Origin of the sequence: Pseudomonas sp. GX19020 (assembly GCF_023371075.1) — a bacterium.
Taxonomy (GTDB): domain Bacteria; phylum Pseudomonadota; class Alphaproteobacteria; order Rhodobacterales; family Rhodobacteraceae; genus Pseudogemmobacter.
The window spans coordinates 32,651-47,542 of record NZ_JAMCCR010000002.1; the positions used below are offsets into that span (position 1 = coordinate 32,651).

Annotated in this window: 14 protein-coding genes; 10 read left to right on the top strand and 4 right to left on the bottom strand. The window is 62.9% G+C overall.

What is annotated here, in order from left to right; all coding sequences use genetic code 11:
* The first annotated feature begins 13 nt into the window (after positions 1 to 13).
* From M3484_RS04785 to M3484_RS04825, 9 genes are all read left to right on the top strand, one after another.
* Complete coding sequence (locus M3484_RS04785) at positions 14 to 4,159, top strand: response regulator (protein WP_249495966.1); 4,146 nt, start codon at positions 14 to 16, stop codon at positions 4,157 to 4,159.
* Positions 4,156 to 5,079, top strand: coding sequence for a diguanylate cyclase domain-containing protein (locus M3484_RS04790; RefSeq protein WP_249495967.1), 924 nt, complete (start codon positions 4,156 to 4,158; stop codon positions 5,077 to 5,079). The genes M3484_RS04785 and M3484_RS04790 overlap by 4 nt, the downstream gene beginning before the upstream one ends.
* A 646-nt stretch (positions 5,080 to 5,725) precedes the next feature.
* Positions 5,726 to 6,028, top strand: a complete 303-nt coding sequence (locus tag M3484_RS04795) for a hypothetical protein (protein ID WP_249495968.1) — start codon at positions 5,726 to 5,728, stop codon at positions 6,026 to 6,028.
* Positions 6,021 to 6,398, top strand: a complete 378-nt coding sequence (locus M3484_RS04800) for a hypothetical protein (protein WP_092900849.1) — start codon at positions 6,021 to 6,023, stop codon at positions 6,396 to 6,398. The genes M3484_RS04795 and M3484_RS04800 overlap by 8 nt, the downstream gene beginning before the upstream one ends.
* A 9-nt stretch (positions 6,399 to 6,407) precedes the next feature.
* On the top strand, positions 6,408 to 6,581 hold the full coding sequence (locus M3484_RS04805; protein WP_092900846.1) for a hypothetical protein: 174 nt from the start codon (positions 6,408 to 6,410) through the stop codon (positions 6,579 to 6,581).
* A gap of 4 nt (positions 6,582 to 6,585) precedes the next feature.
* On the top strand, positions 6,586 to 7,980 hold the full coding sequence (locus tag M3484_RS04810; RefSeq protein ID WP_092900843.1) for an APC family permease: 1,395 nt from the start codon (positions 6,586 to 6,588) through the stop codon (positions 7,978 to 7,980).
* Positions 7,970 to 8,671 (top strand): hypothetical protein, encoded by a 702-nt coding sequence (locus tag M3484_RS04815; RefSeq protein WP_249495969.1) that lies wholly within the window; start codon positions 7,970 to 7,972, stop codon positions 8,669 to 8,671. Before M3484_RS04810 ends, M3484_RS04815 begins: the two co-directional genes overlap by 11 nt.
* Positions 8,668 to 8,943: a hypothetical protein gene (locus tag M3484_RS04820; protein WP_171909586.1), complete on the top strand. Its 276-nt coding sequence runs from the start codon at positions 8,668 to 8,670 to the stop codon at positions 8,941 to 8,943. The genes M3484_RS04815 and M3484_RS04820 overlap by 4 nt, the downstream gene beginning before the upstream one ends.
* Before the next feature lie 61 nt (positions 8,944 to 9,004).
* The gene (locus M3484_RS04825; RefSeq protein ID WP_249495970.1) at positions 9,005 to 10,099 is read left to right on the top strand and encodes a glycosyltransferase; all 1,095 of its coding nucleotides are present in this window, start codon (positions 9,005 to 9,007) and stop codon (positions 10,097 to 10,099) included.
* Positions 10,100 to 10,345: 246 nt separating this feature from the next.
* On the opposite strand, the gene M3484_RS04830 is transcribed toward M3484_RS04825, so the two are convergent.
* Both M3484_RS04830 and M3484_RS04835 read right to left on the bottom strand, forming a co-directional pair.
* Positions 10,346 to 10,897 carry a DUF924 family protein gene (locus M3484_RS04830; protein WP_249495971.1) on the bottom strand — a complete coding sequence of 184 codons (552 nt, stop codon included), beginning with the start codon at positions 10,895 to 10,897 and terminating at the stop codon, positions 10,346 to 10,348.
* Between the two features lie 62 nt (positions 10,898 to 10,959).
* The gene (locus tag M3484_RS04835) at positions 10,960 to 11,730 is read right to left on the bottom strand and encodes an SDR family oxidoreductase (RefSeq protein ID WP_092900829.1); all 771 of its coding nucleotides are present in this window, start codon (positions 11,728 to 11,730) and stop codon (positions 10,960 to 10,962) included.
* Positions 11,731 to 11,825: 95 nt separating this feature from the next.
* Between M3484_RS04835 and M3484_RS04840 the strand changes: the two genes are divergently transcribed.
* A complete protein-coding gene (locus M3484_RS04840; RefSeq protein ID WP_249495972.1) occupies positions 11,826 to 12,728 on the top strand; it encodes a LysR family transcriptional regulator in 903 nt (300 codons plus the stop codon).
* A 15-nt stretch (positions 12,729 to 12,743) separates the two neighbouring features.
* On the opposite strand, the gene M3484_RS04845 is transcribed toward M3484_RS04840, so the two are convergent.
* Positions 12,744 to 14,243: an inorganic phosphate transporter gene (locus tag M3484_RS04845; protein ID WP_092900826.1), complete on the bottom strand. Its 1,500-nt coding sequence runs from the start codon at positions 14,241 to 14,243 to the stop codon at positions 12,744 to 12,746.
* Positions 14,244 to 14,310: 67 nt separating this feature from the next.
* A complete protein-coding gene (locus M3484_RS04850) occupies positions 14,311 to 14,784 on the bottom strand; it encodes an NUDIX hydrolase (protein ID WP_249495973.1) in 474 nt (157 codons plus the stop codon).
* Between the last annotated feature and the right edge of the window lie 108 nt (positions 14,785 to 14,892).

The window sequence follows — 14,892 nt, forward strand, 5'->3', positions numbered from 1 at the left end:
CCCGACACTCAGAATGTCGATCATCGCAATCCTGTTGGTCGTGCTCCTGCCGACCCTGGGCGTCGTTGCAATGGCCTTGCTGAATGTCGGGCAATCCTTCCGGACACTGTCAGAGCAAAGGCTGCTGGAAACCGCGCATATTCTCGCGCGCACGACCGAAAGCGAGATCAGCGTCACCGGGCGGCTGCTGCATGCGGTCCGCAGCGGACAAAGCCGCGACAGCAACGAGGTATCGCCGGGCGTCCTGATCCTGTCCAACCGCGAAGAAGAGGGCACCTATAAGCTTTTCACCCTGCGGCGTGATGCCTCGGGTAAGATCATCGCGCCTGAGTTCAGTGAGGCCGAGGTCGCCCGACTGGTATTGCAGGCCGCCGAGAGCGGCAGGATGCAGATCTCGAACCTGCTGCCTCCACGGTTTGACGACGACAGGCCCCGGGTGGCAATCGCTTATCCTGAAGCCGCTCCCGAAGGCGCTATGGCGGATGGCGGGCAGCTGATACATGTTGTCGCGGTCACCGACCACCCGTCCAGCCTGCTCCACTCGCTCACTGATGACAGCATGGGAGAGAGCAACGCCGTGCTGGCGATCACCGATGGCACAGGGCGGCTGCTGGCGCGCTCGGTCGATGGCGACCGTATGCTGGGGCGCAAGGTACCCGACTGGGAACAGCTGACGGCGATGGGAACTGACAGTGGCAGCTTCCGGGCGACCACGATGGAGGGTCGCGCCATCATGTTCTCGTTCCAGAAGATCCCGAATACGCCGGGATGGGTTGCCGTGGTCGGCGAGCCGCTGGTCACATTCGATGCCCGCTGGGAGCACCCGATCCGCTCGATGATCCTTATGTCAGTGGGAACGATCGCAGTGGCGCTGCTGCTGGCATTGGTGCTGGTGCGTGGCCTGCTGCAGCCGATTCACGATATTGCGCAGCGATCCGACAAGATCGCGCGCGTCGGCGGTGCCTCGGATGAGGCCTCCGTCGGCATCCCACCAGCCCGCATCCGTGAATTCGAAACATTGCGGCGCAGCCTGGAACTGGCCGACCGTAAAATGCGCGGGCGCCTTGCAGAAAGCCGCGCCGCAGAGGCGGACTCTCGCACCAATCTCGACGCGATGCAGCGGGCGGAGCGACTTGCAAGGATCGGCTCCTGGACGCTGGATCTTGCCAGCGGCAGATTCCACTTTTCGGAAATGATGGCCGAAATGAACGGCCGGTCCACCAAAGACCCGGTCACGGTGGAAGATCTGAAACGGATGATGCCCGAGGCGGATTTCAAACGGGTTGGCGATGCCATTGCCCGCTGCCTCGAAACCGGCGAAGCCTATACCGTTGATGTGCAGCATTACACACCCGGTGGCGGCACTTTCGCGGCCGAGATCCGCGGCAGCGTGCTGCGCGACGAGGCCGGTGCCATCTGTGGCCTCAGCGGCACCGTCCAGGATGTCAGCGAGCGCGAGGCGTCCCGCGCCCAGATGGCCGCCATCGCCGACAGCCTGCCCAATGGGGCAATCTACCGGCTCGATTTCCTGACCCCCGAGCTTGGCCTGACCGGAGAGACGGTAACGCGCCAGGAGATGCGCTTCTCCTATGTCAGCGCCGGCATCGATGCGCTGATCGGCATCAGTCACGACGCGCTGATCCGGGATCCCTCGCTCTTTATTGAAGCTGTCCATCCCGAGGACCGCGACCGCTATCTTGAAACCTCGCGTCTCGCGACCGCTTCGGGCACGAATTTCGAATGCGAATTCCGGCTGATCCGCCCTGATGGCGAGATCATCTGGATCCAGGTCCGCTCGGCGCCGCGCGCTTCCGAGGCGGGGCGAATCTGGGACGGGATCATCCTCGACGTCACCCCGGCCCATGAGGCCGCAGAAGCACTGCGTCGGGCCAAGGAAGACGCCGAGGCTGCGGAACATGCCAAGAGCGATTTCCTCGCCACGATGAGCCATGAGATCCGCACGCCGATGAATTCGGTGATCGGGATGACCCGGCTCGCGTTGCAGACGCAGCTTGACCCCAAACAGCGCGCCTATCTTGGCAAGATCAATGATTCCGCCAATGTCCTGATGGGAATAATCAATGATATTCTCGACTTCTCCAAGATCGAGGCGGGTGGCATGGTGCTGGAAAAATCGGTGTTCCGGCTGGAATCCGTGCTGGAATCAGTCGCATCTGTCACCGCAATCAAGGCCGAGGAAAAGGCGCTTGAGCTCACTTTCGTGGTGGCCCCCGGCACGGCGCAACACTGGCGCGGCGACTCGCTACGGCTGGCCCAGGTTCTGACCAACCTCGTCAGCAATGCGGTGAAATTCACCACTGAAGGCGATGTGGTCGTCTCGATCTGCACGCTTCCCGAGGCGCCTGCGGGGGTGCATCAGTTGTTCTTCACGGTCCGGGATACCGGGATCGGCCTCAGTCAGGATCAGATCGACGGGCTCTTTCGCCCCTTCTCCCAGGGGGACAGCGATACCGCCCGCAAATTCGGGGGCACCGGGCCTGGTCTTGCGATCTGCAGGCGCATCGTCGAACTGATGGGTGGCACGATCTGGGTGGAAAGCCGGCCAGGCCAGGGCAGCACCTTCTGCTTTACGGTCGAACTCGAACCCGCCGCACCCGAGATTGTCCCCGGGTCACTGATGCAGCTTTCCGCAGGCCTCGGCACAAGGCGCGTTCTGATCGTCGATGACAACGAAACCGCGCGGGAGGCGCTTTCTGAGATCGTTGACAGTTTTGGCATGTCCTCGGTCGCGGTCGACAGTGGTGAGGCGGCATTGCGTCTGCTGCACCGCACTCAGACCGGAGACGAGCCTTTTGATATCGTGCTGTCAGACTGGCGGATGCCGGGGATGGACGGGCTGGAACTTGCCCGCGCCATCCGCAGCGATGCGCATCTGGTGAACATGCCCGCCGTGCTGATGGTGACGGCCTATGGCCACCAGCTCGTGATCGCAGAGGCCACTCGGATCGGATTGCAGGGCGTGCTGCTCAAGCCGGTGACCCGTTCGATGATCCTCAACACGTTTATGGAGGTGCTGTCGGTCGCACCTGTCGATGGCTTCAACCGTGCCCCGGAGCCAAAGATAACGGAAAACACTGATCTGAAACGGATTCTCGGCGGCCGTGAGATCCTCGTCGTCGATGACAATGCCCTGAACCGCGAGGTCGTCGGCGAATTTCTCGATCTCGTCGGGGTAAAGGTCACGATGGCGGAGAACGGTCTCGACGCCATTGCACGGATGAAAGAACGCCACTTTGACGTCGTGCTGATGGATGTGCATATGCCGGTGATGAACGGGCTTGAAGCGATCCGCGAGATCCGTCGCCACCCGGAATGGTCAGACCTTCCGGTTGTCGCATTGACGGCCCAGGCCAGGGTCGAGGACGAGCGTGAAAGCATCGCAGCCGGGATGAGCGCGCATCTCACCAAACCGCTTGATGAACAGGCCCTGTTCAACCTGCTTTGCGACCTGATCACCAGAAAGGATGAGACAGCAGAAACGGATCCCCCGCCGGCCTCGCTGCCCTCCGCTGCGCCCGCAATACCCGAATATCACGCCGATTTGCCTAAACTTCTGCGTCGTTTCGGCGGCTCGCGTGACCGGCTTTTGCGATTTATCAACGGCTTTCTGCGTGACTTTGGCGACATGGCTGAACGGTTCGCAGAGATGAATATCGAGACGGATATCACCACGGTCGCGGAATTCTCCCATCGGGTGAAGGGGGTGGTCGGCTATGTCGAGGCAGAGAGCCTCTTCGCTATGTCTGGCACGGTCGAGACGGCCGCACGTCAGGGCGATATCGCCGGCATAGAGGCCGTTTCGGAACAGTTCCGGCAGTTGATGGCGGAATGCGTGGCCGGGCTGCGTCAGCTGGCCAGCGAGATGCAGGCTGAGCCGACGCAAGCGGGTGCGGCAGGTCTGTCGGCCCAGGAGGCCTGGGAACAGCTGGAAGTCACCCTGCCGCTGGTCGCGGCCGGTGACTTTGCGGCACGTGCCAATCTGCATGCTCTGGCCGAGGGGCTGACAGATACGCATCTGCGCAGGCAGGTAAGGTTCGGGCTGGAACAATTCGAGGATCTGGAGCTGGGACCGGCGATCGTCACGCTGCGCGAAGTCAGCGACGCGCTCGCCACCATGATGCGAAGGACAGATGCATGAAAGCAGCGGCCCTTCAGGCAGGCTCTCAGCTCGCGACAATTCTGGTTGTCGATGACGACCGGCTGAACCGCGTTGCGCTGGCAGAGCTGTTGCAGCCCGATTTCCGGGTACTGATGGCCAGGGATGGTCCATCCGGGCTCGAGATCCTGGCGCGCGAGGCGGTGAGCCTCGTCTTGCTGGATGTCTCTATGCCCGGGATGGACGGCTATGCTGTGTTGCGCGCCATTCGCGCAGCGGAACATACCAGCAATCTTCCGGTGATCTTCATCACCGGCATGTCAGATGCCGCAGATGAAGAACGCGGGCTGCTGCTGGGCGCCGCCGATTTCGTGCATAAGCCCATTCGTCCGGCCATTGTTCGCGCCAGGGTCATGACGCATCTGCGACTGGCCCGTCAGCGCAACGAGATGGAGGCGCTCGCCTCGCTGGATGGCCTGACCGGCATCGCCAATCGGCGTTGCTTTGACGCAACCATGGATCGCGTGGCCCGCCAGACCACGCGAAGCAATGATGTTATGGGCATCGCCCTGTTCGATGTCGACCATTTCAAGCAGTATAATGATCACTACGGCCATGGCGCTGGGGATCAGGCATTGCGCACTGTGGCAGTCACTCTGACCAGGTTCGCGCGGCGCGCCGGCGAGCTGGCGGCCCGATACGGTGGCGAAGAATTTGTCTTGCTCCTCCCGGGCTGCTCTGAGCTGGAGGAGGTGATGAACAGCTTCCGTCAGAACGTTGAAGATGCCCGGATCCCCCATGAACGCTCGGCGACCTCAGACTGGCTGACGGTCAGCGGGGGCGGGGTTGTGGTACCTGCGACAGCACTGGCGCAATCGGGCGATGCGCTGGCCCTGGCGGATCAGTTGCTTTACCGCGCCAAAGCCGGCGGCCGGAACCGGGTTCTGGTGGAACGGGCCTGATCATTGCCGTCTTGCCGGGACCATTACCCGCCCTCATTCGGGGGTTGCCGGCCCTTCCCGGCTGCACCCGCAATAAGGCGCGCCAGGCGCGCCTAACGCGGTCACCTGTTCTGTGACTGATCGGCTTTGCCTGATGGTCTGAGAGCCCCCGCGCAAGGCTGATCCCGCCGGAGAGGTCGCATGTCGCAGATCCTGCGGCGGGGATATCAGGTCTCATCTCCTGCCGGAACGCGCGAGGTCGGGAATGAGCCGGGCCCGAAATCTGATCATGCGCCGGATCTGGGGCCGGAACAGAGCAGCGAGCCCGTCATCGTCACCCACGGGGCCCGTCTCGCATTGCGCGGGAACCGGGGGTTTCCGGGCAATGCCATGCTGCGATGCGGCGAAAGAGTATCGGCCGGAAACAACAGGGATATTCGAAATTATCACGCTCTTCTCCGGCGATATCCCACCGTTTCAGACGTCGTTTTCAGCGTTTTTATTCTGCCCGTTTTCTGCGCAGAAAGCCTGAATTTCCTGCACAAGAAACTTGACAGAATGTCGCAGCACGCGCTCACTGTGGGGAAAAAGTTTTCAAACACAGAAAACAAACGCCAGGGCCCGGCGCGGAAATATCCATCATCAGGGCCTCAGGGAGGGATGCAAAGTGTCAGATCTGACGAAACGGATCGAGACCATGCACCGGCGCGACGTCGCCGTGGCATGGGCCTTCGTTCTGGGCTTGTGGTTTGCGATCATCTTTGTCGCCATCGGCACATGGTCGCTCGCGCCTTCGGGTGCGACGCGCGCGGTGCTGCTGATCGGCGGCGCCGTTGTGCTCCTGTTTAACTCCGCAGCAATTCTCGCGATGCTGCGCCATTACCGCGAAGACCGCGACTTCATGTATGGGCTGGATATCCAGTTCCTTGATGAGGCCCGCGACGCGAAGCGGAGGCGGAAACATGGCTAAATATACCGCCCCCGTGCAAAGCAAGATCGGCCAGATCATTGACGTGATCGTCCTTCTGATCATGGCCATCGGCGCGCTCTATATTCCGTTGTGGATGGGCATGGCCGGCTCTTCAAAGGAACCCGTCGCCGTCGAGAACCCCACCTGGGACGCGCTTGGCCAGAACCCGGCCATGGTCGGCCAATGGGAGAAGCTTGGCTTCAGCGACCCGGCCGCCGCCGCCGAGCTGATCACCGCGCGCTTCGACTATTCCTTCTCGATCTCGTCGCTGATCGTGATGATCGTGGTCATCGTGGGCTATTACGCAATTCTGCTGCGGTTTTCTGAAAAAGAATACTGCGATGTTATCGCTGAAAAATTCGGCGAGTAAGGGCAGCACATGGATCTCTGGAATTATCTTGAATATGCGGCCTGGGCCGCATCGGCGCTGTTTGGCGTGTTCATCGTGATCGACTGGATCAAGACCGACAGCCAATACAGTGAAGAGTTTCTGACCTCGTCGCGCGAAGGCGAGCTGGAAGCGCTCACCGAAGAACAGCATCATCGGGGGTGAGGGAATGGCACAGGAACAACAAACCGAACATGTCGGCCTTGCCCGCGTTCTTGGCCCCGCCCATGTCTGGGCGCTCGGGGTCGGCATCGTGCTGGTGGGCGAATATATGGGCTGGAACTTCGCGGTCGGAAAGGGCGGTGCCTATGCGGCGCTGATCGCCTGCTGGTTCGCGGGCATCCTTTACAGCTGCGTTGCGATGATCGACTCCGAGGTCACCTCGACGGTCGCAGCTGCCGGCGGCCAATATACTCAGGCCAAGCATATCGTGGGCCCGCTGATGGCCTTCAATGTGGGGCTTTATCTCGTCTTCGCCTATACGATGCTTGAGGCGGCGAATGCGATCACGGTGGGCTTCCTCGTCGATACGGTGGCCACGATGTCGGGCCATACCGGTGTGCTGGATCAGCGGCCGTTCATCATTCTGGCGATCATGTTCCTCGCCTGGCTGAACTATCGTGGCGTGCTGGCAACGCTGACCTTCAACCTCGTCATCACCGCCATTGCCTTCTCGGCAGTGATCATCCTGTTCCTCGCGACTTCGGGCATCTTTACCACCAGCCCGTTGCAACATGCGGAACTGATGAGCGGCCCCGCCTCCCTGCCCTATGGCTGGCTTGGCATCCTGGCGGCGATGCATTTCGGGCTTTGGTATTACCTCGGGATCGAGGGCACCACCCAGGCCGCTGAAGAAGTGCGTTCACCGGCGCGGTCGCTGCCCTTCGGCACGCTTGCAGGGGTGATGACGCTGGCGATTGCGGCCACGCTGACCTGGTATGTCTGCTCCGGCCTGATGCCCTGGGAATATCTTGGCCAGGCCGGGGTGCCGCTGTTTGACGCCGCGCGGCTGTCGGGATCGACCTTCCTGATGGTGCTGTTGGGCATCGGCACGCTGTTCGCGACGCTGGCCTCGGCCAATGGCTGTATCAATGACGCGAGCCGCGCCTGGTTCGCGATGGGGCGCGACCGCTATCTGCCCGGCTGGTTCGGGGCGGTGCATCCGCGCTATCGCACCCCGTATCGCGCGATCATCTTTCTGGTGCCGATCGCGCTGATCTTCGCACTTGGTGCGCCGATCGACCAGGTGATCACCTTCTCGATCCTTTCAGGATTGCTCGGCTATACTTTCATGCCCCTGAACATCATCCTGTTCCGCCGCAAATGGCCGCTCGATTCGATCAAGCGCGGCTATGAGCATCCGTTCCATCCGGTGCCGGCTTTCGTGCTGCTTGCGCTGTGTGGCACCACATTCTTCGCGGTGTTCCTCGGCTATGGCACCCAGCTTGTGGCGATGATCGCCTTCTATATCGTCGTCTCGCTGTGGTTCCACTTCTGGCGCTACCGCTTCGTCAACCGGGGGGCGCAATTCACCATGCCCTGGCCGAAACCGCGTGGCTACTGAAATGGAAGCGGGCATTCTCGCCCTTATTCTCGGCGGGGGGCTGGTCATTCTGGCCCTCCGTCTCTCGCGTGCGACCCGCGCCCGCCGCATCGCGCGCGAAGGATATTTCGACCTGATCGCTCCGCATATGACCGGCCTCAGACGCGCGGTAATGCCCACGGGCTTTGCCCGCATCTCGGGCCTGATCGGCGGCCAGCTGACCGATCTGCAACTGATCCCCGACACGCTGACCTGGCGGAAACTGCCGACGCTCTGGCTTCTGGTCACGCAGCCCGGCGCGCTGCCGGTATCGCAGCGCATCGACCTCATGGTGCGCCCGCGCGGGATCGAGCCTTTCTCGACCTTTGACACCCTGCCGCATCAGACCATCCTGCCGCAGGATTTTCCCTTTGACGCCTGCCTGCGCAGCGAGACCCCGCTTTCACCAGGCGAGGCCGCACTGCTTCAACGCCATCAGCATCTGCTGCAGGACCCCCGCATCAAAGAGCTGATCATCGCCCCCGAGGGGCTGCGCCTGACCTTTTTCGCCGATCAGGCCGAACGCGGCCGCTACCTTATTTTCCGCGAGGCCGAGATGGGCCGCGACCCGCTGGAGCCCGAAACTCTCGCGCCCCTTCTCGGGGCGCTGGCGGATCTGCGCGCCGATATCCTCGCCGGGGCCTCTGACAAAGACGCAAGGAAATCCGCATGAAAACGCCCCCGAACCCCTATCTCGTGCTGGCGTCTGCCATTGTGCTTCCGGGTTCCGGCCAGGTCTGGAACGGCGAGCCGCTGCGCGGGCTGATCTTCCTGTTCTTCATCTTCCTGCTGGGCGGTTTCACCATGGTCACCGCCGGGCCGGACATCTCCTTTGTCGGCCGCTATGCCGGCGGCTTCTTCGTCTGGGCCATGGCGATCTTCGATGCCTATAAGCGCGCCCGCATCCGCACCGAGATCACCGCCCATAAGGGTCGCGCCACCTGAGCCCCCTTCGCCCCGCAACCGTTCCGCGCTATTGAAAGCGCAGGTGTTGTGGGGGGTGAGGATGGATCTCTGTCTCAATATGATCGTGCGCGACGAGGCGCCGATCATTGCGGAAACGCTGGCAAATATCCTCGACCATATCGAAATCTCGACCTGGGTGATCCATGATACCGGCTCGCGCGATGCGACGCCGCAGATCATCCGCGACTTCTTCGAGACGCGCGGCATTCCCGGGCTGCTGGCCTTCCGCGACTGGGAGAATTTCGGCGCCAACCGCCAATATGCGCTGAAGGATGCCGAGGGCCGCGCCGAATTTGCGCTGATTTTCGACGCCGATGACGGGTTCGAAGGCACCCTGCCCGAGATGCCGCAGGATTGTGACTCGCTGACGCTGAACATGAAGCGCGGGGCGATCACCTATCCGACCAAGCTGATCTTGCGCAATGATGGCCGTTATCGCTGGCGCGGCGTGGTGCATGAGGGGCTGTATTTCCAGGGCGCACCTGACCGCGCTCCCTTAGGTGGCGCAGAAAAAGTCGTGCATGTGCCCGGCGATTACGCGGTGATCAGCCGGTCCGCGGGCGCGCGCTCGCGTGATCCCGTGACCTTTCTGCGCGATGCGTCGATGCTGGCGAAAGCGGTCGCGACGCTGCCTGACGCCGACCGCGACCTGCTGCCACGCTACGCGTTTTACTGCGCCAATTCCTGGCGCGATGCCGGCGCCTCGCATGAGGCGATCCACTGGTATCGCCGCCGCATCGACCTTGGCGGCTGGAAGGATGAGCTCTGCCTGTCCTGGATGGGGCTCGGGATCGAACTGCGTAAGACCGGCGACACAGAAGGTGCGATCCAGGCCTTTATGCAGGGACATGAAGTCTGTTCCGACCGCGCCGAATGCCTGTTCCATCTGGTGCAACTGCTCCGGGCCGAAGGGCGACCGGAAATGGCACTGATCCTCGCGCGCGAAGGGCTGAAGATCCCGCTGCCGGCGCGGACGCGGCTGTTTCTCTGGTTCGACATCTATGCCTTCTGGATGGATTTCGAATATCTCATGTGCCTCAAAGCGCTGAACCGGCTGGCCGAGGGCAAAGAAGCACTGGCGCGGATGCGGGCAGCCCATGCGCCGGCGCATCTCTTCGCGCTGATCACCGGTTGACCGGGCGCAGGCTGGCCCAACTTGCCAGGCGCTGGCATATCAGCGCTCCCCATGATCTCATGCGCGATTGCGGGCAGCGGGCGGCTGGCGGTTTCTGCACGCAGGCTGCCCGCTATATCGCCGCGCTGATCACAGCCATCAGATTATCGCGCCCGGGCGGTGACGGTCGATGCCGGCATGCTTTCCTGCCTTATGGCCCCTGGGGGGGCGGGGTGTGGTTTCAGCACGGGCCGCAACAGCTGTGCCTCAGCCGCGAAAGCCGCCATTTTTCAGAAAACGCGCCTCATCGGGGTGGGTTTCACGTTTCAGGATCCGGTTCCTGTGCGGAAAGCGGCCGAATCGTCGGATAATTTCATGATGGCCCTCAGCATGGGACAGCCAGGGCTGGCCAAGCCGGCGGTTGAGCCGCAGCGCGACCTCCTGATCGGCCAGATCCTCGGAATGCGAAAAGGGCAGCGCGAAGAAGAGCTGCAGTTCGGGGTCAACATCGGCGGCATAACCGCGCGCCTCCGCCTCGCGTGCGAAAGCACGGGCCTGACTGTCGGTCGCATACATCCGTGCCGTGCCGCGAAAGGCGTTGCGCGGAAACTGGTCAAGCAGGATCACCAGCGCCAGCGCCCCTTCGGGCGTACGGATCCAGCCCTCGGGATCCCCCGCTGCCACATGTTCATGCAGCGCCAGAAAGCGGTCGTGAAAAATGCGGTCAAACGCCGGGCGCTGCGCGAACCAGTCACCGCGCCGGCCAGCCTCCTGCCAGAAGGTGACGACATCCTCTGCTTTGAGTGCGAAGGGCAGCATACAGGGCTCCAACCGATAAAGGGCGGCCCGGCCGCTGGGGACGACCGGGCCAGGAGTGGTGGTTACTTCGTGGTGTAACCGCCATTCACGAGGATCGTCTGGCCGGTCATCCACCAGCCTTCGGTGACGAGAAACCGGATCCAGGGCGCGATATCTTCGATGTCGGTCAGCCCGGTCTTTGAAAAGCCCGAAAGCGCTGCGGCCGATTTGTGATAGGCCTGTGCGTCAGGCGCTTCCTGACCATAGAAGAACGGCGTATCCATCGGACCCGGGCCGATTGCGGTCACCGAGATCCCGCGCGCACCGAATTCTTTCGAGGCGGCCCGGGTGAAATGCTCGACCGGCGCCTTGGTGCCGGCATAGCTCGCATAAAACGGCGTATAGGCGCCCAGAAGCGAGGTCACCAATGTGCAGATCGCACCATTGTCCTGCACCGCGCGCCCAGCTTCTTTCAGGAAGAAGAAGGCCGCTTTGGCATTGACGTCGCTCATCTCGTCATATTCGGCTTCGCTGATCTCTGAGATCGGCTTTTTCAGCACTTTGCCAACCGTATTGATCGCAATATCCGGGCGGCCAAGCGCGGCTTCGGCCTCGGTGAAAAACCGGGTGACCGCCGCCGCCGTGGTCAGATCGGCCTGGATCGCAATCGCCTTCGCCCCTGCGCCCCGCACCGCCGCGACAGTCGCCTCGGCCTCGGCCGCGCTGGCCGCACTGTTGTAATGGACCGCAATCGCCTTTGCTCCGGCAGCGGCGAAGTCGCGCGCCAGCAACCCGCCAAGGTTCTTGGCCCCGCCTGCGATGAAGATCGTCTTGCCCGTGATACTCCGTGTCATCGTCGCACTCCTACTGGTTACGGAGTGGAATTTATGTTCTGAATGAGTTAAATAAACTCACAAATTCTGGCTTCATATGTCGCAGGATTCGAACAATGGACCAGTTGACCCTCTTTCAGATCTTCACCCGTGTGGTGGCCACCCGCAGCTTTACCAGGGCTGCGGATATATTGCAGATGCCGCGCTCCAGCGTCTCGACCGCGATCGCGGAACTGGAGGCGAGGCTTGGGATACGGCTGCTGAACCGAACTACCCGCGTTGTCGCCCCCACCGCAGAGGGCGAGGAATTTCATGAGAGATGCCTCGCCTTTCTGGCCGAAAGCGAAGAACTCGACAGCCTGTTTCGCAGTGGTGCGCGGCAGGTTGAGGGGCGGGTGCGGATTGATCTTCCGGCGCGGATCGGGCGGCTGATCGTGGCGCCTCGGCTGCCCGGGCTCATGGCGCGCTGGCCGGGTCTGCAGGTCGAACTGGGCATGACCGACCGGGCGGTGGATCTGGTCGGGGAAGGCATAGATCTGGCGCTGCGGGTCGGGCCCCTCGCGGATTCCGGGCTCAGGGCGCGGCGCCTGGGCGAAATCGCCCAGATCAATGTCGCAAGCCCGGCCTATCTTGCGCAGTATGGCACACCGCAGAACCCGGGCGACCTGGGCCGACACTGGCAGGTCGCCTATGCCTCGCCTTCGACCGGGCGGGTGGCGGAGTGGGACTGGCAGGCAGGCGCGCAAGACAAAAGCTGCGCTGTGCCCTGGCGGGTCTCGGCCAATAGTGCCGAGGGCTATATTGCAGCGGCGCTGGCGGGGCTCGGGCTGATCCAGATCCCCGCCTATGATGTCGCCGCCCATATTGCGTCGGGCGAGCTGGTCGAGATTATGACCGCCTATCGTCCGCCCGCCATGCCTATGCATCTGCTGTTTCCCGGTCGCCCGCGCGGGCTGCGTCGGATCACCGCCGTTTCCGACTGGCTGGAAACCGTGATCCGCGCAGAGATCACCGGCTGAAGCCCTCGCCTCTTTTCAGGAAACCGCGCCGAGGGCTTTCAGCGCAAGATACATCAGACCCGAAGCCAGCGCCGTTGCGGGCACCGTGATCACCCAGGCCAGAATGATGGTCATGAAATGCGACCGGCGCACCAGCTTGCGACGGCGGCGCTCTTCGCTGGCCATTTCCGGCAGTTCCACCGCCCCGGTCATCTGCCGCATCCGCCGCGCCTCCACCGCCTCGCGGAAAAAGCCGACGCCGAAAATGCCACCGATCGCGATATGGGTCGAGCTGACCGGCAGACCGAACCAGCTGGCCGCGATGACCGTCACCGCCGCCGAGAGCGCCACGCAATAAGCGCGCATCGCGTTCAGCCGGGTGATCTGGCCACCCACCATGCGGATCAGCCGGGGCCCGAACAGCAAAAGCCCGACCGAGATCCCGAGCGCCCCGATCAGCATGACCCAAAGCGGCACCGCCGCCGTGGCCACACCGCCATGCAGCAGCGAGACGATGGCCGCCAGCGGCCCGATGGCGTTCGAAACATCATTGGCACCATGCGCAAAGCTCATCAGCGCCGCAGAAAGCACCAGTGGTATCTGGAACAGCACTTTCAGCGATTTATTGCGGTTTTCCAGCCCCCTGGAGCGGCGCAGGATATAGGGCTTTGCCGCCGCCCAGCTGAGCCCGCAGGCGATCAGCCCGATCAGCAGCGCATGGCCAAAGCTGAGATCGATCAGATGTTTCAGCCCCTTGAGCGAAAGATAAGTGGCGAAGGCCCCGGCCATCACTGCGATCAGCACCGGCACCCAGACCCGCGCCGCAGCGATCTTGTCGTCGCGGTCGATCACCAGCTTGTGCACGACCCATAGTGCCGCTGCCGCCAGCGCCCCGCCCATTGCCGGCGAGATGATCCAGCTGGCGGCGATGCGGGACATGCCGCCCCAGTCCACCGCACCAAAGCCGGCGGCGGCCACGCCTGCTCCGACCACGCCGCCGACAATGGCATGGGTGGTCGAAACCGGGGCCCCCACCCAGGTCGCAAGGTTCAGCCAGAGCGCCGATGACAGCAGCGCTGCCATCATCGCAACCACGAAAGACGCTTCATCCCCGAGGCTCGACGGCGCAATGATCCCCTTGGCGATGGTATCGACCACCTCGCCCCCGGCAATCAGCGCACCGGCGGTCTCGCAGATCGCGGCGATGGCCAAAGCGCCGGCCATGGTCAGTGCATTGGCGCCCACTGCCGGGCCCATATTATTCGCCACATCATTGGCACCGATATTCAGCGCCAGATAGGCCGCGAAAGCTGCGGCCACCACAATCACCAGCCCGCCCGAGCCGCCCCCGGACACCAGTGCCGCCCAGAGCGCGGCAAGCGCCACGAAGACCAGCCCCAGACCCACCGCGACCAGTGGCTGCGCCACATAAGAGGTCGCAAGTTCCAGCCGGGAGATCCGGCTCAGGTCGCGGTCCAGCACTTGCCAGCCGGGCTCGGGCTGATCGCGCAGCTGCGGGTCGGTTCTGTCGCTCATAGGGTCTCACGGCGTGGAAGGTGGCGGGAAATCGGGAACGGGCAGCGGAGGGTCCGCCGGGATGCGATCAGGCGGGTGTGATCAGCTGCGGCGCGGCGCGCAGCAGGCGGGCCAGCTCCGGCTCATCCACGAGGCTCGCGGCTTTTTCCGGCGCGAACCATTCGCGTTTGCGCCGCCCCGCCTCGGGGTATTTGTCAAGCAGCCGGTCGACGCGGATCGCCCAGACATCGACCATCGTGCGCGCAGGCACATCGCCCGCGAGCCGCTTCTGGTATCTGTAGCGGCCAATAAGCTGCGGCTGCGGGTCTTCGATACGGATCCCGGCCTCTTCCCAGGCCTCTTCCAGCGCGGTCCCGGCGCCGTCGCGGCCCATTTGCGGCCAGCCCTTCGGCAGGATCCAGCGACCGGTGGTCAGCGAGGAAATCAGCAAAATCTCGATCCCACCGACATCCGTCTCATGCCAGCAGAGCGCCGCCACCTGGTAATGCGAAGGCCGGCGCAGGATCAGCGCCCCGAAATCGGTCCAGATTTTCCTAAACATACGCACCCCCCGGGTTCGGGCCTGTCCCAGGCAGCCCCCTAACAGGCCCGCATCCGATGATCGACAGTAAACGTCATAATTTCGTTACAAAGTTCATACATTCGTGGC